Source organism: Ramlibacter montanisoli (genome assembly GCF_013087525.1).
In the GTDB taxonomy this organism is placed as follows: Bacteria; Pseudomonadota; Gammaproteobacteria; order Burkholderiales; family Burkholderiaceae_C; genus Ramlibacter; species Ramlibacter montanisoli.
The window spans coordinates 2,895,697-2,919,071 of sequence record NZ_JABFCS010000001.1 but is presented as its reverse complement, the minus strand read 5'-3'; the positions used below and the strand labels follow the sequence as shown (position 1 = coordinate 2,919,071).

Annotated in this window: 22 protein-coding genes, 1 other RNA gene and 2 pseudogenes; 12 read left to right on the top strand and 13 right to left on the bottom strand. The window is 70.2% G+C overall.

Annotated features, from left to right (window positions below):
* Positions 1-7: 7 nt before the first annotated feature.
* The 5 genes from pyrC to rnpB all read left to right on the top strand — a co-directional run bounded on the left by pyrC (position 8) and on the right by rnpB (position 3,860).
* Entirely contained in the window at positions 8-1,042 is a 1,035-nt protein-coding gene (pyrC, locus tag HK415_RS14315) for a dihydroorotase (RefSeq protein WP_171560387.1), read from the top strand.
* On the top strand, positions 1,039-1,764 hold the full coding sequence (locus tag HK415_RS14310) for an NYN domain-containing protein (RefSeq protein WP_171560384.1): 726 nt from the start codon (positions 1,039-1,041) through the stop codon (positions 1,762-1,764). Before pyrC ends, HK415_RS14310 begins: the two co-directional genes overlap by 4 nt.
* On the top strand, positions 1,764-2,489 hold the full coding sequence (locus HK415_RS14305) for a DUF3025 domain-containing protein (RefSeq protein ID WP_171560381.1): 726 nt from the start codon (positions 1,764-1,766) through the stop codon (positions 2,487-2,489). Before HK415_RS14310 ends, HK415_RS14305 begins: the two co-directional genes overlap by 1 nt.
* A gap of 109 nt (positions 2,490-2,598) precedes the next feature.
* Positions 2,599-3,468, top strand: coding sequence for a protease HtpX (gene htpX, locus HK415_RS14300; RefSeq protein WP_171560378.1), 870 nt, complete (start codon positions 2,599-2,601; stop codon positions 3,466-3,468).
* A 58-nt stretch (positions 3,469-3,526) separates the two neighbouring features.
* Positions 3,527-3,860: RNase P RNA component class A (gene rnpB / locus HK415_RS14295), an RNA gene on the top strand.
* A gap of 2 nt (positions 3,861-3,862) precedes the next feature.
* Here the strand turns inward: rnpB and HK415_RS14290 are convergent.
* The 4 genes and pseudogenes from HK415_RS14290 to HK415_RS14280 form a co-directional block, all read right to left on the bottom strand.
* On the bottom strand, positions 3,863-4,969 hold the full coding sequence (locus tag HK415_RS14290; RefSeq protein ID WP_171560374.1) for a M48 family metallopeptidase: 1,107 nt from the start codon (positions 4,967-4,969) through the stop codon (positions 3,863-3,865).
* A 2-nt stretch (positions 4,970-4,971) separates the two neighbouring features.
* Entirely contained in the window at positions 4,972-5,799 is an 828-nt protein-coding gene (locus HK415_RS14285) for a DUF898 family protein (protein WP_253261889.1), read from the bottom strand.
* A gap of 98 nt (positions 5,800-5,897) precedes the next feature.
* Positions 5,898-6,158 (bottom strand): annotated as a pseudogene (locus HK415_RS25220) (DUF898 family protein); the annotation flags it as partial.
* A gap of 46 nt (positions 6,159-6,204) precedes the next feature.
* Positions 6,205-7,837, bottom strand: a pseudogene (locus HK415_RS14280) (MBL fold metallo-hydrolase).
* A 28-nt stretch (positions 7,838-7,865) separates the two neighbouring features.
* Between HK415_RS14280 and HK415_RS25215 the strand changes: the two are divergent.
* Together HK415_RS25215 and HK415_RS14275 are read left to right on the top strand one after the other, a co-directional pair.
* Positions 7,866-8,033: a hypothetical protein gene (locus HK415_RS25215; protein ID WP_253261888.1), complete on the top strand. Its 168-nt coding sequence runs from the start codon at positions 7,866-7,868 to the stop codon at positions 8,031-8,033.
* A complete protein-coding gene (locus HK415_RS14275) occupies positions 7,997-8,836 on the top strand; it encodes a tripartite tricarboxylate transporter substrate binding protein (protein WP_309246700.1) in 840 nt (279 codons plus the stop codon). Before HK415_RS25215 ends, HK415_RS14275 begins: the two co-directional genes overlap by 37 nt.
* Here the strand turns inward: HK415_RS14275 and HK415_RS14270 are convergent.
* A complete protein-coding gene (locus HK415_RS14270) occupies positions 8,833-9,372 on the bottom strand; it encodes a carboxymuconolactone decarboxylase family protein (protein ID WP_171560371.1) in 540 nt (179 codons plus the stop codon). The two genes, HK415_RS14275 and HK415_RS14270, sit on opposite strands and share 4 nt — an antisense overlap.
* 114 nt (positions 9,373-9,486) lie before the next feature.
* Here HK415_RS14270 and HK415_RS14265 point away from each other — a divergent pair, with 114 nt between their 5' ends.
* The gene (locus tag HK415_RS14265) at positions 9,487-10,473 is read left to right on the top strand and encodes a Bug family tripartite tricarboxylate transporter substrate binding protein (RefSeq protein ID WP_373684655.1); all 987 of its coding nucleotides are present in this window, start codon (positions 9,487-9,489) and stop codon (positions 10,471-10,473) included.
* Positions 10,474-10,568: 95 nt separating this feature from the next.
* Here HK415_RS14265 and HK415_RS14260 read toward each other — a convergent pair whose 3' ends face one another.
* Positions 10,569-11,609, bottom strand: a complete 1,041-nt coding sequence (locus HK415_RS14260; protein ID WP_171560368.1) for an NAD(P)/FAD-dependent oxidoreductase — start codon at positions 11,607-11,609, stop codon at positions 10,569-10,571.
* 480 nt (positions 11,610-12,089) lie between these two features.
* Between HK415_RS14260 and HK415_RS14255 the strand changes: the two genes are divergently transcribed.
* The 4 genes from HK415_RS14255 to HK415_RS14240 are packed head-to-tail and all read left to right on the top strand — an operon-like array spanning position 12,090 to position 15,223.
* On the top strand, positions 12,090-12,722 hold the full coding sequence (locus HK415_RS14255; protein WP_171560365.1) for a 2-hydroxychromene-2-carboxylate isomerase: 633 nt from the start codon (positions 12,090-12,092) through the stop codon (positions 12,720-12,722).
* Positions 12,723-12,729: 7 nt separating this feature from the next.
* Entirely contained in the window at positions 12,730-13,599 is an 870-nt protein-coding gene (gene dapF / locus HK415_RS14250; protein WP_171560361.1) for a diaminopimelate epimerase, read from the top strand.
* 14 nt (positions 13,600-13,613) lie between these two features.
* Complete coding sequence (locus tag HK415_RS14245; RefSeq protein WP_253261887.1) at positions 13,614-14,291, top strand: DUF484 family protein; 678 nt, start codon at positions 13,614-13,616, stop codon at positions 14,289-14,291.
* An 8-nt stretch (positions 14,292-14,299) separates the two neighbouring features.
* The gene (locus tag HK415_RS14240) at positions 14,300-15,223 is read left to right on the top strand and encodes a tyrosine recombinase XerC (RefSeq protein ID WP_171560353.1); all 924 of its coding nucleotides are present in this window, start codon (positions 14,300-14,302) and stop codon (positions 15,221-15,223) included.
* Between the two features lie 6 nt (positions 15,224-15,229).
* On the opposite strand, the gene HK415_RS14235 is transcribed toward HK415_RS14240, so the two are convergent.
* The 7 genes from HK415_RS14235 to HK415_RS14205 form a co-directional block, all read right to left on the bottom strand.
* Positions 15,230-16,831 carry a class I adenylate-forming enzyme family protein gene (locus tag HK415_RS14235; RefSeq protein WP_171560349.1) on the bottom strand — a complete coding sequence of 534 codons (1,602 nt, stop codon included), beginning with the start codon at positions 16,829-16,831 and terminating at the stop codon, positions 15,230-15,232.
* Positions 16,828-17,484, bottom strand: coding sequence for an ABC transporter ATP-binding protein (locus HK415_RS14230; RefSeq protein WP_171560346.1), 657 nt, complete (start codon positions 17,482-17,484; stop codon positions 16,828-16,830). The genes HK415_RS14235 and HK415_RS14230 overlap by 4 nt, the downstream gene beginning before the upstream one ends.
* Positions 17,481-18,254 carry an ABC transporter ATP-binding protein gene (locus tag HK415_RS14225; protein ID WP_309246843.1) on the bottom strand — a complete coding sequence of 258 codons (774 nt, stop codon included), beginning with the start codon at positions 18,252-18,254 and terminating at the stop codon, positions 17,481-17,483. Before HK415_RS14225 ends, HK415_RS14230 begins: the two co-directional genes overlap by 4 nt.
* 5 nt (positions 18,255-18,259) lie before the next feature.
* Positions 18,260-19,255 (bottom strand): branched-chain amino acid ABC transporter permease, encoded by a 996-nt coding sequence (locus tag HK415_RS14220; RefSeq protein ID WP_309246699.1) that lies wholly within the window; start codon positions 19,253-19,255, stop codon positions 18,260-18,262.
* A 9-nt stretch (positions 19,256-19,264) separates the two neighbouring features.
* A complete protein-coding gene (locus HK415_RS14215) occupies positions 19,265-20,161 on the bottom strand; it encodes a branched-chain amino acid ABC transporter permease (RefSeq protein ID WP_171560337.1) in 897 nt (298 codons plus the stop codon).
* A gap of 4 nt (positions 20,162-20,165) precedes the next feature.
* The gene (locus HK415_RS14210; RefSeq protein ID WP_171560333.1) at positions 20,166-21,467 is read right to left on the bottom strand and encodes an ABC transporter substrate-binding protein; all 1,302 of its coding nucleotides are present in this window, start codon (positions 21,465-21,467) and stop codon (positions 20,166-20,168) included.
* A gap of 120 nt (positions 21,468-21,587) precedes the next feature.
* Positions 21,588-23,333, bottom strand: a complete 1,746-nt coding sequence (locus HK415_RS14205) for a sensor domain-containing diguanylate cyclase (protein ID WP_171560329.1) — start codon at positions 23,331-23,333, stop codon at positions 21,588-21,590.
* Positions 23,334-23,375: the final 42 nt, after the last annotated feature.

Genomic DNA, 23,375 nt, shown 5'->3' with positions numbered 1-23,375 from the left:
GCAAGCCATGTCCCAGACCCTGACCATCACCCGCCCCGACGACTGGCACCTGCACGTGCGCGACGGCGCCGCCATGGCGGCGGTGGTGCCGCATTCGGCGGCCCAGTTCGCCCGCGCGCTGATCATGCCCAACCTGAAGCCGCCGGTGACCACGGCGGAACTTGCCGCGGCCTACCGCGAGCGCATCCTGGCCGCCACGCCCCAGGGCCTGGACTTCGAGCCGCTGATGTCGCTCTACCTCACCGACAAGCTGGCGCCCGACGAGATCGTGCTGGCCCGGCGCATGGGCGTGGTGGCCGTGAAGCTCTATCCGGCCGGCGCCACCACCAACAGCGATGCCGGCGTCACCGACATCCGCAAGACCTACAAGACGCTGGAGGCGATGCAGCGCACCGGCATGCTGCTGCTGGTGCACGGCGAGGTCACCGATCCCGCCGTCGACATCTTCGACCGCGAGGCGGTGTTCCTGGAGACGCAGCTCAAGCCCCTGCGCCGCGACTTCCCGGAACTCAAGATCGTGGTGGAGCACATGACCACGAAGGAGGCCGTGCAGTACGTGCGCGACAGCGACCGCTTCACGGCCGCCACCATCACGGCGCACCACCTCCTGTACAACCGCAACGCGCTCTTCACCGGCGGCATCCGCCCGCACTACTACTGCCTGCCGGTCCTCAAGCGCGAGGTGCATCGCCAGGCGCTGCTGGAAGCCGCCACCAGCGGCAGCCCCAAGTTCTTCCTGGGCACCGACAGCGCCCCGCACGCCGCGGTGCTCAAGGAGCACGCCCTGGGTTGCGCCGGCTGCTACACGGCGCTGTCGGCTATGGAGCTGTACGCGGAAGCCTTCGACAGCGTCGGCGCGCTCGACAAGCTGGAAGGCTTCGCCAGCTTCCACGGCGCCGACTTCTACGGCCTGCCCCGCAACGCGGGCAAGCTGACGCTCAGGAAGGAAGCCTGGCAGCTGCCGGAGAAGCTGCCCTTCGGCAACGCGGAACTCAAGCCGCTGCGCGGCGGCGAGACGCTGGCCTGGAAGGTGGCGGCATGAGCACCGCTTCCAGCCGTGCCAACGAGGCCGCCATCCTGATCGACGCCGACAACATCTCCGATGCCGCGACCATCGAGCGCGGCCTGGCGCACATGCAGGAGCAGGGCTGGCGCCTCACCGTGCGGCGGGCCTACGGCGGGCACGAGAAGCTGTCGGGCCTGAAGGACTGCCTGCTGCGCCATGGCATCCGCGCGCTGGTCAACCAGGGCAAGGGAACGACCGATGCCTTGCTGTGCGTCGACGTGATGGACCTGTTCCACGCGGCCGAATTGCCGGACATCGTCGCCGTCGCCTCCAGCGACGCCGACTTCGCGCCGCTGGCGGTGCGCCTGCGCGAAGCGGGCATCCGCGTGATCTGCTTCGCGCAGCGCGCCAAGGCGGCCGGCGAGGAACTGGCCAAGGTGTACGAACAGGTCGTCTACCTGGACGACGTGCCGGCCCCGGCCGCGCCGCGGCCGGCGCGCAAGGCGGCTGCGAAGAGGGTGGCCCGTCCCAAGCCGCCGGAACCGCAGGACCCGGTGCGCGCGGCGCTGGGCAGCATCCCCGGCTTCGAGGACGGTGGCTGGGTCGCGATGAATGAAGTGGTCAAGCGCCTGCGCGCGGATGATCTCCTGAGCAAGAGTGGCACTGGCCCGCGCTTCCTCGCCAAGAACGCTCCTTACGTGGAGCTCGCGCCGGCCTCGCAGCCGAACAAGGTGCGGCTGAAGGCCAGCGCGCGCTGATGCAGGTGGACTGGGCGCAGCCCTGGTTCGCGCCCTGGCGCGCGCCGGGCGAAGCCGTCGCCCGCCGTATCGGCGGCGGCCAGCCGGCGCACGAGGCCTTGAATGCAGAGGGCGAGGCGCCGGTGCGCTTCGTGGCGCAGGAAGACCTGCCCGCCGGCACGCCCTACGAGCGCTTCATCTTCGAGACCCGCCAGTGCCCGGTGCGCCCCGGCCTGCACGACTTCTTCAACGGGCTGGTCTGGCTGCGGTTCCCGCGCAGCAAGGCGGCCCTCAACCGGTTGCAGGCCGAGGCGATCGCGCGCGACGGCGTCGGCGCCCGGCGCGGCCCCGTGCGCGACGCGATCACCGTGTTCGACGAGAACGGCGCGCTGCTGCAGGCGCCGCCGGCCTTGTGGCAGGCGCTGGAAGACCGCGCATGGCAGCGGCTGTTCGTGGAACTGCGGCCGCTGTGGGCGCAGGCCCGCCTGTGGATCTTCGGCCATGCCTTGCTGGAGCAGCTCGCGCAACCGAGAAAAGGGCTCACGGCCCATGTCTGGCGGGGAGATGCTGCTCTGGAATCAGGAGCGGACGCCGATGGCTGGCTGGCCGCGCGCTGCACCGGGAAGGTGCTGGCGGGCAAGCCGTTCACGCCCTTGCCGGTGCTGGGCGTGCCGGGCTGGTGGAACGCGAACGAGAACTTTTCCTTTTATGATGACTCCCTCGTATTCCGCCCACGCAAGACTTAAAACATAACTCCCCACGTGGCAGGCCCGCGGTGCCCCTTGAAGTCCCTTCCGGGAACCTCATCTGCGCCGCGGGGGTGACCGTCTTCCACCCTTCGGAGCATCCAGAGCAATGAAACGCATTTTCCTGTTCGTCCTGACCAACCTGGCCGTGGTGGTGGTGCTCGGCATCGTCGCCAGCCTGCTCGGGGTCAACCGGTTCCTCACCGCGAACGGGCTGAACCTGGGCCAGCTGCTCGTGTTCGCCGCCATCATGGGCTTCGGCGGCGCGATCATCTCGCTGCTGCTGTCCAAGACCATCGCCAAGTGGAGTTCCGGCGTGCAGGTGATCGACCAGCCGCGCAACGCCGACGAGGCGTGGATCGTCGACACCGTGCGCCGCTTCGCCAACGAGGCCAAGATCGGCATGCCGGAAGTCGGCATCTTCGAAGGCGAGCCCAATGCCTTCGCCACCGGCGCCTTCAAGAACAACGCGCTGGTCGCGGTGTCCACCGGCCTGCTGCAGGGCATGACGCGCGAGGAAGTCGAGGCGGTGATCGGCCACGAGGTCGCGCACATCGCCAACGGCGACATGGTCACCATGACGCTGATCCAGGGCGTGATGAACACCTTCGTCGTGTTCCTCTCGCGCGTGGTCGGCTACGTGGTCGACGGCTGGCTGAGCCGCGGCGAGCAGCGCTCGGGCCCCGGCATCGGCTACTTCGTGACGACCATCGTGCTGGACATCCTGCTCGGTTTCGTGGCGGCGATCATCGTGGCCTGGTTCTCGCGCCAGCGCGAGTTCCGCGCCGACCGCGGCTCCGCGCAGCTGATGGGCCGCAAGCAGCCGATGATCAACGCGCTGGCCCGCCTGGGCGGCATGGTCCCCGGCGAGCTGCCCAAGAGCCTGCAGGCCATGGGCATCACCTCCGGCGTGGGCAAGCTGTTCTCGACCCACCCGCCGATCGAGGAACGGATCGCGGCGCTGCAGAACGCGCAGTGACACGAAACGAAGGCCGCTGCGAAGCGGCCTTTTTCATTGCGGGGGATAATCCCTTCGTGAAGCACGCCAGGCCGCTGCTGGTGCAAGTGCCGAAAGGCCGCACTGGAGGAACGTCCGGACTGCATAGGGCAGCGTAGCAGGCAACACCTGTCCACCGCGAGGTGAGGATCAGAGCAACAGAGACGAGTCCCGTGGTTCGCGCAAGCGGGTCATGGGGGTGAAACGGGCAATCTCTACGCGCAGCAATGCCAAATAGGCCAGCGTCGACGTGGTCCCGCGGAGCTGGCGGGTAGGCAGCATCGAGCCGTGGAGGCGACTCCCGGCCCAGAAGAATGGCGGTCACATCCGGGCAACCGGATGCACAGAATCCGGCGTAACGGCGAGCTTCACACTTTCATTGCGCGCAGCCCTGGCCCCGCTTCAGGCCCTGCGCGCGCTGCGGCGTCGCGGGGTGGCTGCTCAGGAACTCGATCCAGCTGCCGTCCTCGCGCTTCGCCTTCCTCTCGCCGCCGGCCTTGGCCTCCGCGGCGGCCTCCATGCGCAGCAGCAGGTCCGCCATCGGCTCGGTGCGGCCGCCGGTGCGCGTCATCAGGGCGACGGCGAAGCAGTCGGCTTCCGACTCGTGGTTGCGGCGGTAGGCCAGCCCCGTGAGCAGCGAGCTGCCGGTGGACAGCAGCCACGACACATCGCCCAGCGCCAGCCCCAGTCCCACGTTCAGCACGCCCTGTTCCACGATGATGCGCGTGGTGTGCCGGTGCAGCACGTGACCGATCTCGTGGGCCAGAACGCCGACCAGCGCCTCGTCGCCCAGCTTGTGCTGGTCGGCGAGTTCGACGATGCCGTCGGTCATCACGACGGTGCCCCCGGGCAGCGCGAAGGCGTTCGCGCCCATTCCGTTGCGGAAGTGCAGCACCAGCTTCGGCTCGTAGCCGCGGTAGCGGCGCAGCTCCGGCGGCAGCGAGCGCGCGAGCGTGTCGAAGCGGGCGCGCAATGCGTCCTGCCGCTCGCGCGGCAGCTTGCTCGGTTTCAGCCAGCCCTGGTCCAGGTCGCCCAGGAAGCGGTCGGTCAGGCTGGTCTCCCAGCCGATCGGCACCTGCCGCGTGAGCTGCGTCGCCGCCCAGGGCGTGCCCCACCGGTAGAACGCGAACACCAGGCCCGCGGCCACCACCAGCACCGCGGCGAACATCGACCAGCGCGTCTGCATGTGCTGCGCCAGCGTGGCCTGGTGGCCGGCGGCCGCCAGCGCCTGCTGCCAGCCCTGCGGGTCGTCCAGCTGCAGGCTGCCATGCGCGCCGAGGTCGACGGCCAGCCTGCGCGGCGCGCGTCCCGCGCTCCAGCGCTCCGGCCAGCCGACCTGGTCGTTCCGCAGTTCCAGCGTCTCGCCGTCGGCCGCGCGCAGCAGCAGCGAAGGCCCGCGCGGGCCGGGCTGCAGCTGCACGTGCACCTCGCGTGCCGCGCTGCTGCGGCCGTCGAACCAGTGGCCGCGCAGCGGCTGGCCCATGCTCAACCCACCAGCTCGAGGCCGACGGCGTCGGCGATCGCGTCGCCCACCGCCTGTTCCTCGCGCGCCAGCTGGCCGGCCAGCTGGTCCAGCCCGCCCTTGACGTGCAGCGTGACCGAGTCGGTCTTCATGCGGTATTCGCTCACCTTGGCGAACGGCCGGTAGAAGCCGAGCGTGAGCAGCGAGAGGATCACGTTCTTCACCCGCAGCCGCACGTAGCGCCAGGGCTTCAGCCGGCACTTGAAGCGGGCCACGCTGCTCACGCCGATGTTGTTCCACACCAGCTGGAACATGCGGGCCTCGCGGTACGCGCGCGCCGGCGCCGAGGCCAGGAACAGCAGGAACAGGGCGACGATCGCCAGGGCGATGCCGAGCATCACGGCGCGCATGCCGCCGTCCTTGACGCCCTTGAACGCGGCGATGTAGCCGCCGAACATGAGGAAGATGGCCAGCCACACCACGATGACGGCCAGCAGGAACACGCCCAGCGTGGCCAGCCAGATGCGCACGAAGTCGCCGAACTGCGGCTTCCAGCGGCCCGGCTGGCCGCCGATGCGGCCGCGCGCGACCATCAGGCTCTTGTAGTTGTATTCCAGGCGGATCGCGCACAGGATGCTCAGGATGCCGCAAGCCAGGCCGATGCCCAGCGCGGCGCCGATCGAACCGGTGCCGCGGCCCTTGGGGATGTAGCGCTCGATCAGGCTGAAGCCCACGGCCCAGATCGCCGCGAAGGCGAACACCGGCCAGCTCGCCCGGTACACCTCGCCCCATTTCGCGGTGAACTGCAGGCGCACGCCGCGCCAGCGCGTGGCGTTGAAGCGGAAGCGCATCGCGCTGGCCCAGAAGTAGGGCGCCAGTACTGCGCCCCCACCAGCATGACGGCCACCGTGGTGTCCTGCCCGGTCTCGGCGGCGAACTTGAAGGCCGCGTACAGCGCCACGAACAGGACGAAGCCGACCAGCATGCGCTTGGTCTGCGCGGTGAATTCCAGCGGGCTGTCGGCCACCATGGTGTGGCCGTAGAAGTACTGCGCGGTGCGGCGGCGCGCCAGCGGGGTGTAGAAACCCAGCGTCACGATGGTCAGCAGCAGGTTGACGATCCACACCCGGAAATACTCGCCGCCGGTGCCCGTGAATTCCAGCGGCCAGGCGGCAATCTCCGCCCGCGGCCGTGCGCTGCTTCCGTCCATCCCTGCCCCTCCCAACAGTGTCGGGACCAGTGTAGCGGGGCGGCCCTCAACCGGCCAGTTGCAGGGCTTCGATGCGTTGTACGTGCGCCAGCAGGGAGCGCTTGGCCACCGGCCACATGCGCGGCGGCACGTCCGCATAGGCGAGCTCGACCCAGTCCTCCAGCGTGCCGCCGGGGCGCTCGCGCATGGCGGCCAGGATGCGCGCCTCGCGCTGCAGGCGGTGCGCCTTGAGCATGGCGATGGCCTTGCGCGCGAAGCCCAGCACGTGGCCGTGCGCGGGCAGGATGAACTCGATGCCGTGGCTGCCGCAGGCTTCGGAGAGCCGGTCCAGCGATTCCAGGTAGGCCGTCATGTCGCCGTCCGGAGGGTCCACCACGGTGGTGCTGCCATTGAGGATGTGGTCGCCGGAGAGCAGCAATCCGTCTTCCAGCAGCACCAGGCACAGGTGGTTGGCCGCGTGGCCCGGCGTGTGGATGGCCTGCAGGCTGTGCGTGCGGCCGTTGCCTTCCACAGTGACCACTTCGCCGTCCTTCAGCACGCGGTCGGGCGTGAACTCGCTGGCGGGGCGCGCCGTGGGCGCCGAGGGCAGGCCGAGGATGGGGGCCGCGTGCGACACAGGGCCTGCAGCGGCCGCGCGCCGGGCGAATGGTCGGCATGGGAATGCGTGCAGACGATCAGGCGGATGTCGCCGTTGGTGGCGCGCCAGATGCGCTGCTGGTGCTCGGCGTCCTCCGGACCCGGGTCGATCACGATGTAGCCGGTGTCGGGATCGCCGACGATGTAGCAGTTGGTGCCCGGTCCGGTCATCACGCCGGGGTTGGGCGCGGTCACGCGCACCACGTTCTTCAGCAGCGGCACCGGCTGGTCGGTGCGCCAGTCCAGGTGGTGCAGCAGCGGCCGTCGGGGCAGGTCAGCGCGAGCTCGCCGTACTGCATCTCGTGTTCCATGAAGCGCGCCTCGGCGCCCTGCACGAAGCCGGCGCGCGGACAGCTGGTCCACAGCGGCTGCTCGCTCGCGCAGGCCGCCAGCACCGCGTCCACCGACTCGAACTTCTCCAGCCGCTCCAGCGTGCGGATGGTGGGGAAGATCATGAAGAACTGGCCGGCCTGGTGCCGCGACAGCGCCTCGGCGGGTCGCACCCACACCGGCTCGAACTGTTCCGCTTCGTCGGCGACGGGCGACTGGCCCTGCGGCATGCGCGCGGCGAGGAAGGGCACGTCGAAGCGGCGCGGCAGGTCGCGGTCGGTGATCCAGTGCGCCAGCACGTAGACCTGGTCGGCGGCGAGCACCAAGCCTCGCTCGCGGCATTGCGCGGCGAAGGGTGCGTCGCGGTCCAGTGCGGCGACGTCGGCCGCATCCACGGGCCGGCCGTCACGATGGCGCGCCAGCAGGATGCCCAGCTCCTCGAAGCTCTCGCGGATGGCGGCGATCGCCTGCGTGAGGGGCAGGTCCTGCTGGGTGGCGCGGCGCGCGGCGATGTCGTGGGCCTGTGCATCCGCGGCATCGATGCCGCCGCCGGGGAACACGTAGGCACCTGGCGCGAAGCTGGCGGTGGCCGAGCGGCGCGTCATCAGCACCTCCACGCCCGCGCCGCTGTCGCGCAGCAGCAGGACGGTGGCCGCGGGGCGCGGCACTGCGGGTTCACGCTGAGGGTGCAGAAGCTGGCTGGCTCGTACCATGCCGACGATTACATCACGCGGAGCCTCCATGAAAACCCGCAGAACCTTGCTCGTCCTCGCGCTCGCCGCCTGTGCCGTGCTCCCCGTCCAGGCCCAGGTGGGCGACTGGCCGAAGCGGCAGCCGGTGAAGCTGGTGGCGGTGTTTCCCCGGGTGGCTCGGTGGACCAGGTCGCGCGCATCCTGGCGGCGCAGCTGACGCAGCAGCTGGGGCAGACGGTGATCGTGGAGAACAAGGCCGGCGCCTCCGGTGCGATCGGCACCGGCTCGGTCGCCACCGCCACGCCCGACGGCTACACCTACGCCGTGGTGTTCGACACGCACGCCGTGAACCCGAGCCTGATCGCCAACATGCCTTTCGACACGCGCAAGGACCTGGCGCCGGTGATCCTGCTGGGCACCGCGCCGATGGTGCTGGCGACGCCGGTGGCTTCCGACTACAAGACCTTCGGCGACGTGGTGGCGGCCGCCAAGGCGAAGAAGAACGTCAGCGTCGGCAGCGTCGGCAACGGCAGCCTGGGCCACCTTGCCATGGCCTTGCTGGGCAGGAGCGGCGGGCTCGAATGGACGCACGTGCCCTACAAGGGCGGCGGGCCGCTGATGCAGGATGCGATCGCCGGCCACGTGCCGCTGTCGATCGCCTCCATCGTCGTGACCAAGCCGCACATCGACGCCAAGCGCCTGCGGCCGCTGGCCGTGACCACCAGCAAGCGCTCGCCCGACCTGCCGGACGTGCCGACGGTGGCGGAGAGCGGCTATGCCGGCTTCGATGCGCCCGCGTGGTGGGGCGTGCTGACCTCGGCCAAGGTGCTGCCGGCCATCGTCGCGCGCATGAACGAGGAGATCAACAAGGCGCTGAAGGTGCCCGAGATCTCCGCCAAGCTCGCGGGCCAGGGCATGACCATCGTCGGCGGGCCGCCGGACGCCGCCCGGGCCTTCATCGACAAGCAGATCGAGACCTGGGCGGTGGTCGTCAAGGACAACAACATCAAGGCGGATTAGGACTCCGGCGTCACCCCGAGCGCGACGAGGAAGCGCGCGACCATGTTGTAGGTGGCGATGGCCGCCGTGATCTCCACCAGTTCCGTGGTGTCGAAGCGCTCGCGCATGCGCGCGAAGATCGCGTCCTCGACCTGCACGTCGCGCGTCATGTGCGCGGCGTAGCGCACCACCAGCGCCTCGTCGCCGTTCAGGCCGGGCGGCTCGCCCTTCGCGCCGGCCTTCACGTAGGCCTGCAGGGCCTCCAGGCTGGCCTGCGTGCCGCCCGCGTCCAGGTAGTCCGGCGCATGGTGGTGGTACTCGTAGTGCGCGCCGGTGAGCAGCGCGACCGTGCAGATCCCCAGCTCGCGCAGCTGGCGGCTGGCGCCCAGGCCGGTGCGCACGTTCTTCAGGTAGGCGTTCCAGCCGCGGGCCAGCGGCTCGCTCCAGAGCAGGGCGCGGTCGAGGTTGAGCAGCTCGCCGCCCCGCCGTTCCAGGATCGCCTGCACCAGGTCCTGCGGCTGCGGCTTGCGTTCGGGGGTCCAGTCGGGAATGCGCATGGCTTCCTCTCGTCCTAGGGGGAAACACGGAAGCATAAGCTCATGGTGGCAGGGTTGCGCGCGGCTTGCCACAATGGGCCGTCGTTGTGACCAAGGAGTCCCCGCGTGAACATCCTGTCGAAGATCCGCCTCCCTCTCGTGGCTGCCCTGGCGGCCGTGTCCATCGTGCCCGCGGCGATCGCGCAGGCCGACTGGCCGCAGCAGCCCGTCACCATCGTCATGACCTTCCCCGCCGGCTCCGGCGTGGACGTGGTCGGGCGCACCATCCAGGAGCCGCTGTCGCGCGTGCTCGGGCAGCCGGTGGTGATCGACTACAAGGTGGGCGCCGCCGGCAACGTGGCGCTGGAGTACGTCTCGCGTGCCAAGCCGGACGGCTACACGCTGGTGTTCGGCACCGCCGCCACACATGGCAGCAACGCGGCGCTGTACAAGAAGCTGCCCTTCGACGTGGAAGCGGACTTCGTGCCGGTCACGCCGATCATCGACGTGTCGAACGTGCTGACGGTCAATCCGGACGTGATGAACGTGCGCACCTTCAAGGAGTTCGTCGACCTCGTGAAGGCGAACCCCGGCAAGTACAACTACGCGTCCACCGGCAACGGCACCGGCACGCACATGGCCTTCGCCGAGATGAACTCGAAGCTGGGGCTGAACATGGTGCACGTGCCCTACAAGGGCGGGCCGGAGGCCATGCAGGGCGTGCTCAAGGGCGAGACCTGCTGCATCATGAACCAGGTGCAGACCGTGCTGACGCAGTACAAGGCGGGCAAGGTGAGGCTGCTGGGCGTGACCACCGCCAGGCGCGTGGGCGTGATCCAGGAAGTGCCGACGATCGCCGAGAGCGGCGTGCCGGGCGCGCAGAACTTCGAGAGCACGACCTGGTTCGCCTTGTTCGCGCCCAAGGGCACCGATCCCGCGGTCACCGCCAAGATGAACGCGGCGGTGCGCCAGGTGCTGCAGATGCCGGAAGTGCGCGCCAAGCTGGAAGGCACGGGCAACGCGGTGCGGCTGGAGACGCCGGAGCAGTTCCGCGTGACGGTGAAGAACAACCGGCAGAAGTGGGCGGAGGTGGTGCGGGCGGCGAACATCACGATCGATTGAGCGCTGCGCGCACCGCTGGGGTTCGCCTTCGGGCTCACCCCAGCCTACGGATCGCCTTCGTAGGCTGGCGGTGAGCGGCGCAGCCCGAACCCCAGCTAGCCCCGCCGCTCCGGCGGCACATACCACTTCGTCGCCAGCAACTCCGGCTCCTCCAGTGCCTGCAGCCTTTCCCAATGCAGGTCCGCATCCGCCACGAACAGGTCGCGCGCGATCGATTGCGCCAGCCGGCCTGCGCCGATCGCCAACCCCGGGATGTCACCCGCGAGTGCCCCGTGGCTCATCGTGCTGCCCCAGTTGAACAGGTGCATGGCCGCGAGCGCCTCGCGCTGCGGGCCATCGGCGCTGCGCAGCTCGAATCCCGGCCCCAGGTAAGGGAAGCGCGCGGCCTCCTCATTGGCGCGCGCCTGTTCCGGCGTGACGTGCCGCGCCCAGGTGTCGATCGCGCCGCGGTAGCGCGCCAGCTCGGGCCGCTCCGGCAGGTCCACGTCGAAGCCGGTGCCGAAGATCACCGCGTCGAAGCGCTCCTGCCCTGACGGCGTGGTGATCCGCACGCCGTCCTGCCCGGGCCGCACGTCCAGCCAGGGCGTGGCCAGCCGCAGCGTGAAGCCCGCGTGCGCGTCGCAGCGGCGCACCGTTTCCCAGGGCGGCGGCACCTGCTCGTCGAAGATGTAGGTGTAGAAGCGCCACTTGCGCTGGTCGTCCAGCGACTCGTAGCCGCGGAAGAAGCCCGCGAAGGAGGTCCACTTGCTCTTGTTCACCTGCGGCAGGAAGGGCCGGCGGGCGAACAGGTCGACGCGCGCGCCCGCTTCCAGCGCGCAGGCGGCGTTGTCGAAGGCGGAAGCCCCCGCGCCCAGCACGCCGATGCGCTTGCCGCGCCAGGCCTCGAAGTCGATGGGATCGGCGGAATGGAACACGCGGGCGGCTGCCACCGGGTCGTCGCGCCGCAGCGAGGCGAACTCCGGCCAGCGCGGCGCGCCGCTGCCGTCGCGGCCGAGGGCCAGCACCAGCTTGCGGGTCCACACGGTTTCGGTGCCGCGCGGCGATTGCAGCGTGGCGCGCAGCAGGCCGGCCTCATCCTCCACGGAATCCAGCGACACCCCGTTGTCCACCGGCAGGCCGACCGTTCGCGCACCCACAGCAGGTAGTCGCGCCAGTCGATCCGCCCCACCTTGTGCAGGGTGGCCCAGCCTGCCTCGCCGTGCTGCGCCTCGTACCAGGCGCGGAAACTGAGCGAAGGCACGCCCAGGTCCGGCCCCGTGAGGTGCTTGGGGCTGCGCAGCGTCACCATGCGCGCATAGGTCCCCCAGGGGCCTTCCTCGCCGCGCGCGGCGCGGTCGATCACGCGCAGGTTCGCCACGCCTTCGCGCAGCAGCGCATAGGCGGCCGTCTGGCCGCACATGCCCGCGCCGGCCACCAGCACGTCCAGCACCGGCCGGCCGTCGGGGGCGCCCGTGGGCGGCACCCAGCCGGGCGGCGGGAAGTTCAGCCGCGCCAGGTCGGCACGCGCGTCGCGTGCCAGCCGCGCCAGCGCGGCATCGTCACGAAGACTGGCGACGGCCTGCGGCGGCACCGGGGGCAGGGCGGGGGAAGCTCGTTCACGGGCATATCATCCGCGGATGACGATTCAACTGGACTGCTATTACAGCCTGTCATCGCCGTGGGCCTATTTTGCCGGGCCGCAGCTGCAGGACATCGTCCGCAGGCACCGCGTGAAGCTGGTGCTCAAGCCCTATGACTTCCAGGCGGTGGTGCAGCAGACCGGCGGCATCCCGATCCGCACCCGGCCGGCCCCGCGCCGCAGCTACCACGCCGAGGAACTGGCGCGCTGGCGCGACCACCTGGGCATGCCGTTGAACCTCGAACCCAGCCACTACCCGCAATCGACCCCGGCCGACCCGGACTGGAACAAGTACGCCGGCTGGATGGTGATCGCCGCGCAGCAGCGGGGCGAGGACGCCTTCGTGCTCTCGCATGCCCTCTTGCGCGCCCTGTGGGCCGAGGAGCGGGACACCTCGCAGGCGACGGTGCGGGTGGCGGTGGCCGACGAGAACGGCTACGACGGCCGGGCCCTGCACGCCCTGGAGCGCACGCCCGCCGTGCAGCAGGAGTACCGCTCCTTCAGCGAGGAGGCGGTGCAGCTGGGCGTGTTCGGCGCGCCCACCTTCATCGTGCGCGGACACCAGGAACGCTGGTGGGGACAGGACCGCCTGTTCTTCGTCGATCGCTTCCTGGACCGCCTGCGCGGATAATCGCGGCATGCGCATCCGCTTCACCAAGATGCAAGGCGCGGGCAACGACTTCGTCGTGCTCGACGAGACTCGCGAGCGCCTGAAGCTCACGCCGGAGCAGTACCGGCAGCTGGCCGACCGCCACTTCGGCATCGGCGCCGACCAGATCCTTTCGGTGCGGCCCTCGCCCGCGCCCGGCATCGATTTCGAATACGTGATCCACAACTCCGACGGCGGCGAGGTGGAGCAGTGCGGCAACGGCGCGCGCTGCTTCGCGCGCTACGTGGCCGACAAGGGCCTGGCGCGCGGCGAGACGATCCGCGTGCAGACGCTTTCGGGCGTGATCGAGCCGCGGCTGCATCCCGACGGCCGCGTCACCGTGGACATGGGGCGGCCGGTGTTCGATGCGCCGCAGGTGCCCTTCGACATCGCCGGCCTGAGCCCGCACCGCGAAGGCAGCTGGGAGAAGTGGCACCTGGCGCTGGGCACCCACGCCGAGTCGGAAATCGTTTCCGTGGCGGTGCTCTCGATGGGCAACCCGCACGCCGTGCAGGAGGTGCACGACGTGGACCACGCGCCGGTGAAGACGCAGGGCCCGCTGATCGAGCACCATCCGCGCTTCCCCCGGCGCGTGAACGCGGGCTTCATGGAGATCCAGGAGCGCGGGCGCATCCGCCTGCGCGTGTGGGAACGCGGCGCGGGCGAGACGCTCGCCTGCGGCACGGGTGCCTGTGCCGCGGCGGTGGCCGGCATCCGCCTGGGCAAGCTGGACGCGCGGGTGGACGTGGAGACCCGCGGCGGCCTGCTCACCATCGAGTGGGCGGGCGGCGACGCGCCGGTGCTGATGACGGGCCCCGCCGTGACGGTCTTCGAAGGTGAAATCGAATTGCAGGACTGATGGATAACAACCCCATGAACCCGATCACGGAAGACGACATCGCCGACTGGCTGGCCAACAGCCCGGACTTCTTCGAGCGGCACGCGGAACTGCTCGCTTCCGTGCACCTGACCAGCCCGCACGGCAACCGCGCGGTCAGCCTGCAGGAGCGGCAGGCGGAGATGCTGCGCGAGAAGATCAAGGCGCTGGAGCACCGCATCATGCAGATGGTGCGGCACGGCAACGAGAACATGGTGATCTCCGACCGCATCCACCGCTGGGCGCAGTCGCTGCTGCTGGTGCAGTCCACGCGCGCGCTGCCGGCCACGCTGGTGGCCGAACTGCACAAGCAGTTCATGGTGCCGCAGGTGGCGCTGAAGGTCTGGGACGTGGACACGCGCTACGGCGAGGAGCCCTTCGCGCAGGGCGTGAGCGAAGACGCCAAGAGCTTCGCCTCGTCCCTCACGCAGCCCTATTGCGGCATGTCCTCCGGGCTGGAGCCGGTTGGCTGGCTGGACGATCCCGCCACGGCCCTGTCGATCGCGCTGATCCCGCTGCGGCCCGGTGCCGTCAACGGGCCGGCCCCCGCGTTCGGCATGCTGGTGCTGGCCTCGCCGGACCCGCAGCGCTTCGAGTCCGGGCTGGCCACGGACTTCCTGGAGCGCATCGCCGAACTGGCGAGCGCCGCGCTGTCGCGGCTGCGTCCGCGCTGAAGGCGGGCATGGACGACGCCGGTCTGGTCGAGCGCTACCTCGAACACGTCCGCGTCGAGAAGCGGCTCGCGGCGCGCACCGTGGAGCTGTACGCGCTGGACCTGCAGAAGCTGTCGGAGAACGCGGCGAAAGCGGGCGTGGAACTCACGCGCGTGCAGAACGCGCACGTGCGGCGCTGGGTCGCGCAGATGAATTCCGGCGGCCGCAGCGGCCGCGGCATCGCCTTGATCCTCTCCGGCTGGCGCGGCTTCTACACCTGGCTGGGGCGCGAAGGGCTGGTCAAGAGCAACCCGATCCTGGACGTGAAGGCGCCCAGGGCGCCCAAGCCGCTGCCCAAGGCCCTGAGCGTGGACGAGGCCGTGCAGTTCGCGGAGTTCAGCGCCGAGACCGCCGACCCGTGGCTGGAAGCGCGCGACGTCGCGATCGTGGAGCTGCTCTACGGCTGCGGCTTGCGGGTGGGCGAGCTGGTGGGCCTGGATGCGCAGGCGAGCGGCACGGCGAAGGGCTGGATCGACCTGCAGGCGGGCGAGGCGCACGTGCTGGGCAAGGGCAGCAAGCGGCGCACCGTGCCGGTGGGCCGCAAGGCGATCGAGGCGGTGCGGCAGTGGCTGGACGTGCGGGCCGCCGGGCCGCATGCACAGCAGGCGGCGCTGTTCACCGGCCGCCATGGCGCGCGCCTGAGCGCGCAGGCGGTGTGGCAGCGGCTGAAGCAGCGCAGCCTGCAGGCGGGGCTGGCGACGCCGGTGCACCCGCACATGCTGCGCCATTCCTTCGCCAGCCACCTGCTGCAGTCCAGCGGGGACTTGGCGCGCGCGGTGCAGAAGCTGCTGGGGCACGCGAACATCGGCACCACGCAGGTGTACACGCGGCTGGATTTCCAGCACCTGGCGAAAGCGTATGACGCGGCGCATCCGCGGGCGAAACGGAAGTAGGGGACGCTAGACCCGTTCGCGCAAGACGCGCTTCATCACCTTCCCGTTCGCATTCCGCGGCAGCGGCTCCTGCAGCCAGGTCCAGAAATCCGGCGTCTTGTAATCCGCCAGCTCGTTCCGGCACCGTGCGGTGAGCTCCTCGCGCAGCTTCTCCGCATCGCGCGCCGCGGGCGCGTACACGAAGGCGTGGATGCGTTCACCGAGCACCGGACACGGCACGCCCACCGTCGCCGCTTCCTGCACGGCCGGATGCCCGAGGAGGCAGTTCTCCACTTCCACCGAGAACACCTTGTAGCCGCCGCGGTTGATCATGTCCTTCTTGCGGTCGTGCACGCGCAGGTAGCCTTGGGCGTCCAGCGTGGCGATGTCGCCGGACTTCCAGTAGCCGGCGACGAAGCTGTCGGCCGTGGCCTTCGGGTTGTCCCAGTAGCACGGCACCACCATCGGGCCGGCGATCCAGACCTCGCCGGGCGTGCCGGCCGGCACCTCGCGGCCCTCGTCGTCCATCACGCGCACGTCGGCGCAGTGCAGCGGCTTGCCGACCGCCTCCAGCACGTCCGAGCCCGGCGGCGTCATGGTCGTGGGCGAGGAAGTCTCCGTGGAGCCGTAGGCATTGAACAGGCGGATGCCCGGGCAGCTCACGCGCAGGCCCTCGATGGTGGCCGGCGCCATCGGCGCGCCGCCGAAGCCCGCGAGCCGCAGCGTGGACAGGTCGGTGCGTTGCAGCGTGTCCTCGCGCAGCCACAGGGCGTACATGGCGGGGACCATCAGCGTGTAGCTCACGCGTTCGCGCGCCACCAGCGCGAGGCTGGCCGCCGCCTTGAAATCCGCGAGCAGCACGACGCAACCGCCGACGCCGGCCATCGCGAGGATCAGCGCGACCAGCCCGGTGACGTGCGACGCGGGCACCGCGAGCAGGCCACGCTCGCCGCCGCGCAGTCCGAGCGCATGTTCGTAGTGCAGCACCGAATGCACCAGGTTCAGGTGCGTGAGCACCGCGCCCTTGGGCGCGCCGGTGGTGCCGGAGGTGTAGAGGATGACGGCTGCGTCGTCCTCCTGCGGGTTCGCGTCGGTGAAACCCGCGGGATCCTGGTCCAGCAGCGCGTCCCAGCGCAGCCAGCCTTCGCCGCTGCCGGCGCCGAGCGCCACGCGCTGCAGCGGCTGGCCGTCGTTCAGGGCCGGCGGCACCAGCATCATCATCACCGGGTCGGCGATCACCAGCGCGGCACGGCACTGGTTCAGGATGAAGACTATGCCGGGGCCGGCCTCGCGCATGCTCACCGGCACCAGCACCGCGCCCAGGCGCAGCACCGCATGCATGGCGATCACGAATTCCGCGTGGTTGGGCGCAAGCAGCACGACGCGGTCGCCGGCAACCACGCCCGCCTGGCGCAGCCCCAGCGCGAGCCGCGTGGACTGGTCGCGCAGCGCGCCCCAGGTCCAGCGCTGGTCGCCATCGACCAGCGCCTCGGCCTGCGCGTCCCGCGCGTGGGCCGCGGCCAACATGGCATTGAGGTGCGGCGGACGTTCGGCAAAGCAGCGCAGCACCCGGTCGCCGAAGTGGCGCTCGTGCCGCAGCGGCACGGCCGGCCAGGTGGCATCGCTCATGCCGTCGCTCCTTCGCTCACGTTGGCGCCGCGTTCGATCACCACTTCCTCGTCCAGCAAGCGGCGCGAGTGGTTCAGGTCCGACTGGGAGATCAGCACCGACAGGCCCGAGCCGCGCAGCTGCCCGACCACTTCCGACAGCCGCTGCGACAGGGCCGGCGCCACGCCCTCGAAGGGTTCGTCCAGCAGCAGCACGCGGGTGCCCACGGCCAGGGCGCGCGCCAGCGCCGCCATCTTCTGCTGGCCGCCGGACAGCAGCAGCGCCTTGCGCTCGCGCATCTCCCGCAGCTCCGGCAGGATGCCGTACACGAAGTCCAGCCGCTCGCGCACCGCCAGCCCTTTCGACACCCAGAGCGGCAGGCAGATGTTCTCTTCCACCGTGAGCTCGGGCACCAGCCCGCGGTCTTCGGGCATGTAGCCGATGCCCAGCGCGGCGCGCCGGTGGGCCGGAGTGCGGCCCAGGTCGGTATCGCCGAGAGATACCTTGCCGGCCAGCAGCGGCAGGTGGCCCATCACCGTGCGCATGGCGGTCGTCTTGCCCGCACCGTTGCGGCCGATCAGGCCCACCAGGGTGCCCGGCCGCAGGCGCAGCGTGAAGCCGCGCAGCACTTCCACGTTCTGGATCGCGACGCGCGCGTTCTCGATCGAGATCATGCGGTCGCCCCTTCCGCCAGGGTCGAACCGGTGACGTAGCGCTGCACGTCCGGGTCGTCCAGCACCTGCAGCGGCGGGCCGTCGGCGATCACGCGGCCGCTGTAGAAGGCGGCCACCCGGCTCGCGTAGCGGCGCACGATGTCCATGTCGTGCTCCACGAAGACCACGGTCACGGGCGAGCGGTCCTGGTGGCTTTCGATCGCGCGCACCACCGTGTCCATGGTGGTGAACTTCTCGTCGGCGCTGACGCCGCTGGTGGGTTCGTCCAGCAGCAGCAGGCGCGGATGCCCGGTGAGGGCCATCGCGATGTCCAGCAGCTTGCGCACGCCGCCGGGAAGTTCGCGCACCGGCCGCTCGGTGTGCGCGGCGAGCGCGAAGTCGCGCAGCAGTTGCTCGCAGCGCGCGATCGATTCCGCATCGCGCGCTGGGCGCAGGAAATGTGCGTGCGCGCGGCTGCAGTGCAGGGCGGTCAGCATGTTCTCCAGCACCGTCATGTGCAGGCACAGCTGCGGGATCTGGAAGGAACGGGCCACGCCGCGGCGCGTGACCTCGCGCGGCGAGCGCTGCGTGATGTCCTCGCCGGCCAGCAGGATGGTCCCTGAGGTGGGCTTGAGGTAGCCCGTCACCATGTTGACGAAGGTGGTCTTGCCGGCGCCGTTGCTGCCGATCAGGCACAGGCGCTCGCCCTGCGCCACGTCGATGTCGATGTCGGACGCGGCCACGACCGCGCCGAACTTGCGCTGCAGCTTGCGCGCGGAAAGGACAGGCACCGCGCTCAAGGCAGCACCTCGCTTCCCGCCACGGGGGCGCTGCGTTCCGCGCGCCGGCGCAGGAAGGCCGGCCGCGCCAGCAGCGAGCCGAGCCCGTCCGGCAGGAAGCGGATCACCAGCAGCAGGAACAGGCCGAGCGCCAGCTGCCAGGTGTTCGGGAAGTAGGAGCTGGAGAAGGAGCGCACGATCTCCAGCACGAAGGAGCTCGCCAGCACGGCGACCACGCTGTGGTGGCCGGCGAGGATGGCGACGAAGACGAACTCGCCGGAAGTCGTCCAGTAGCTGAAGTTCGGGTCGATGTGGCCCAGCGCCATCACCGCCAGCGCGCCGCCGACGCCGCCCAGCGCCGCCGCGATCACGTAGTTCCAGGCGACGATGTTGGCCACCGAGCTGCCGAGGTATTCGACGCGCAGTTCGTTGTCGCGCACGCCCAGCGAGAGCAGCCCGCGCTGCGAGTCGCAGTAGAGGCGTACCAGCCCGGTCAGCACGCAGGCGATGGTCGCGGTCACCGCCCACAACAGGTAATGCGACTTCGCGTCCGGAGCCTTCCAGCCGAACAGCGTCGCGCGGCCAACGTTGAAGCCGTCGGATCCGCCCATGGTCTCGGTCTTCATCAGCAGGCCATACAGCACCATGGACAGCGCCAGCGTCAGCATCGCGAAGAAGATGCCGCGATAGCGCGCCAGCAGCGGCGCGAAGGGCGCCGCCACCAGGAAGCCGGCGACGCCGCCGACGGCGGACAGCAGCAGCATGTCGGTGAGGCCCGCCTTGTTGAACAGCAATGCGGCGGCATAGCCGCCCGCCGCGAACACCAGGCCCTGGCCGAAGGGCACGACGCCGCTGCGCATCATCACGACGATGCCCAGCGACACCAGCCCGTTGGCCAGCGCCAGCGTCGCCAGCGACACCAGCCAGCGCGGCGCGAGCCAGCCGGCGGCCAGCAGCAGGACCAGCCCCACGCCGGTGGCGAGCAGGGTGCGTTGCAGGGGATTGCGGGGCACTGCGGCTCCTCAGATCTTGCGGGCTTGCACCCTCTGGAACACGCCCTCGGGGCGGAACACCAGGATGATGGCCATGACGATGTAGATGCTGAACAGCTCCGCGGCCGGCCACAGGTGCACCGAAGCCGCGCGCGCGAGGCCCACCACCAGCGCGCCGAGCGCGGCGCCTTCGATGCTGCCCAGGCCGCCGATGATCACCACGGCGAAACTGACGATGATCACGCCCACCGACAGTCCCGGCTGCACCGAGATCATGGGCGCGGTCAGCGCCCCGCCCAGCGCGGCGAGGAACACGCCGACCACGAAGGCGCCGGTGTACACGCGCGACACGTTCACGCCCATGCTGGCCGCCACTTCGGCGTTGTGGATCACGGCGGTGACGATCTTGCCCTGGCGCGTGCGGTTCAGGACCCACCAGCTCGTGATGCCCGCCGCCACGGCCACCACGAACAGCATGAGGTCGTAGCCGGCGTAGTTCAGTGCGCCGAGCTGGATCATGCCGAAGGCCTGGTAGGTGTCGGAGGCGTAGTAGGGATGCACGCCCCACAGCAGCTTGGTCGCGTCCTCCAGGATCAGGAAGAGCGCGTAGGTGACCAGCACCAGCAGCACCTCGTCGCGCTGGTAGAACATGCGCAGCAGCCCGCGCTCGGTCAGCGGCGCCAGCAGCGCGGCGACGCCGGCGGCCGCCAGCACCAGCGCGATGACGCTCAGCGCGGGCGAGAACTTCAGCGAGATCAGCCACGCGACCAGGCTGGCGCCGGCATAGGCCCCCACGGCATAGAAGCTGCCGTGGGCGATGTTCAGGATCTTGAGGACCCCGAACACCAGCGTGAGGCCCAGCGCGACGATGAACAGCCAGGCCGCGTAGGTGAGGCCGTCGAAGAGGATGGTGAGGGCCAGGCTCACCTTGTCAGCACTTCGCGCCCGGCATGCCGGCCTTGAGCCAGTCCTCGCTCTTCATGTTGGCCGGCGGGTTCACGCATTCGGCCGGGAAGCGCCGGATGTCCTCCAGCACCACCATCTTCTTGCCCGCGTCCCAGCGCGTGCGGCCGATCGCCGTGTCCTGGATGGCCTGGTGGCCCTCGCCCAGCGCCATGCGGATGGTGCCGGCGGGGGACTCCCAGCTGCTGCCCTTGAGCGCGGCGGCCAGCTGCTCGGGCGTCGGCTTCCTGCCGCCGTTGGCCGCCATCGCCTTCTCGGCGGCGAGCTTCAGGCCCAGCAGCGCCTGCACCATGCGGTAGGGGGCCTGCACCGGGTACACGTTGTAGGCCTTGGAGTAGATGTCCCACCACCAGTCGTTGAGCGCCGACTTGGGCGACATCAGGCCGTAGGCGCCGCGCGCGCCGATGATGGCACCGTTCGGGAACTTCTCGCCCAGCCCCGGCAGCACGTGGTCGGCGGCGGAGAAGGCCGGCGTCTGCTTGGCGAACACGCCGCGCGCACCGGCCTGCAGCACGAAGGCCTGCAGGTCGCCGCCCCACAGGCTGGAGTGCAGGATGTCGGCCGGCTTGCCGAGCAGCGCGGACACCTCGGTGCCGTACTGGCCGGCGCCGAACTTGGGCAGCAGGTCGGCGTCGACCTTGGCGTCCTTGTACAGCTGCTGCATCGCCAGCGTGAAGTCCTTGCGGCTGTCCTGTCCCCAGGCGTAGTCCTGGTGGATCATGTTGAACTTCTCGACCTTCATGTTGCGCGCCTTGATGTAGCGCGCCAGGGCCACGTTGTCCATGGTCGCGTGCGCCGCGGTGCGGAACACGTAGTTGTACTTGCCGTCCTCGAAGATCCGCGGCGTGCCGCAGTCGTAGAGGATCAGGAACTTCTTCATCTCCTCGGCCACCGGCGCGACGGCCAGGCAGTCGCCCGAGCCGACGTAGCCGACCACGGCGTCGACCTTCTCGCGCTCGTACAGGGCCTTGAGCTCCTGCACCTGCTTGGTGGCGCCGCCGTTCTCGTCGACGTACACCGGCTCGATCTTCATGCCGCCGAAACCGACCTTGTTGTAGGGCGCGGGCGCGCGGCCGTTGTTGAAGGCGTCGATCACCACCTTGGCGCCATTGACCGCGGGCACGCCGAAGCTTTCCGCCGCCTGCCCCGAGAGGAAGCTGACGATGCCGACCTTGAACGTTTCCTGCGCCAGCGCGGGCGCGGCGGCAAGGGTCAGGACGGCGGCGGCGCAGGCGGTTCGCCAGCCGCGCGAAGCGGGGGTGGGTTGCATGGGGATGTCTCCTTGTTGGGGATTGCATGGGTCCGGGGACCACGCACTCCTTTTGTCGCATCCGCACTGCGGATCACGGCATGGGACTTTCCCGCAGTGGGGAGCGCAGCTTGCGGCGGATCAGGGCGTCAGCGCGGCCGGCATGCTGGCCTTCGACAGCATGAACACGGCGCGGCGGCTGTCGGCCGGCGCGCTGGCCAGCAGCATCTCCAGCCGTCCGATCAGCTGGGACGGATCGGTGCCGTCCATGGGGATCAGCGCCTGCGCCACCCGCACGTGGGCCGACCACTCGAGCGGACGGCCCTTGAAGGGCATCAGGCAGCGGGCGACGATGCGCGGGCCGGCCTCGGCCACCTCGTCGGCGTGCAGCGGGCCTTCCAGCAGGATGCCGAAGCGGTGTTCCGACAGGCGCGCGACGGTGTCGATCTCGCGCGCCACCGACAGCAGGCGGCCCGCGACGCGCAGCGTCAGTTCGCGCGCGGAGTCGGAGTCGAACTGGCGGCGGATCTGCTCGATGTTGCCGATGTCCACCAGCAGCATGGCGCTGCGGAACTTCAGCCGCTGCGAACGCGCGATCAGGCGCACCAGCCGTTCGTGGAACACGGCGGCGTTGATCAGGCCGGTGGCGGGGTCGATGCGGTCCAGGCCCTGGATCCGTCGCACGTGCTCGCGCCGGTGCTGGCTGCGCATGGCCAGCACGATCAGCAGGATGGGCAGTTCGGCCGCGATGGCGAACTGCATGCCGTGCGTGGTCCAGAAGCTGATCGGGATCAGGCCCGCGGCGCGCGCGATCGGGAACAGCGCCACGATGGCGACCGGCGAGGACCCGAGCAGCAGCCAGGGCGCGTAGCGGTCGCCGCGGATCGCGGCCCACACCACCACGCCCAGGCCGGCCACGGTGGCGGCGATGAAGAAGACGACGATCAGGCGCAGCCGGTCCATCACGTCCGGCGTCAGCACCAGGTAGATCGCCAGCGGGATGGAAGCCAGGCCGCCGAGGACCAGCAGCTTGTACAGCAGCTTGGAACGTTCGCGCAGCGACACGACCTCGGCCAGGAAGATCTGCAGCGAGGCGATGGCGAACAGCGGCAGCACCTGCGGCGCGATGTTGTTCCACCAGGGCCAGTCGCCCCACAGGTGCAGCCCGGCCAGGCCGGTGATGGTGGCCTGCGTGACCGCCATCAGCACCGCCGACATCGAGTACAGCCAGTAGCCCGGGTCCTGCAGGGTCACGGCGCCGGTGACGGCCAGCATCACCGCCAGCACCACGAGGCCGAAGTAGATGCCCAGCATCAGCGAGATGCCCTGCTCGTTGCGGCCCATGTAGCTGTCGCTCACGAACTGCAACGGCGCGCCGAAGATGGTGCCGTTCTGGATGCGCAGCAGGTGGACGCGGGATTGCTGCGGCGACACCGACACCGGCATCACCGGGTGCCGGTGCGGCAGGGGCCAGGCGCTCAGCGCGATGGTGTCGCCGGCGGAACGCGCGGTCCACTCGCCGGCGGCGTTCTGCACGAACAGCGTCACGCGGTCGACGCCGGGGTAGGGGATCTCGAGGTACCAGCGTTCGGCGCTGGGGGCGGGCGGCGCGGTGAAGCGGATCCAGAGCGCCTGGCCCTTGTCGAGCCGGTAGATGTTGTTGTCGCCCGTGGCATGCCAGCGGATGCCCGCATCGTTCATGACGTCGTGGACTTCGGCCTTGCCGCTTTCGTCGACCCAGGCCTCGCCGGTGTCGTGCAGCATCACCGGCTGGCGCACCGGGTCGAACTTCAGCGGGTCGCGCGCGCTCGCCGGCCCGGCGAACAGGAGGGACGTCAGGAACAGCAACGCGGCCACCGCGCGGTGGCCCGGGGCAAACCAACCCATCGGCGCCTTCTCCTTGACGTAATCCTGTTTCACATTCTTACG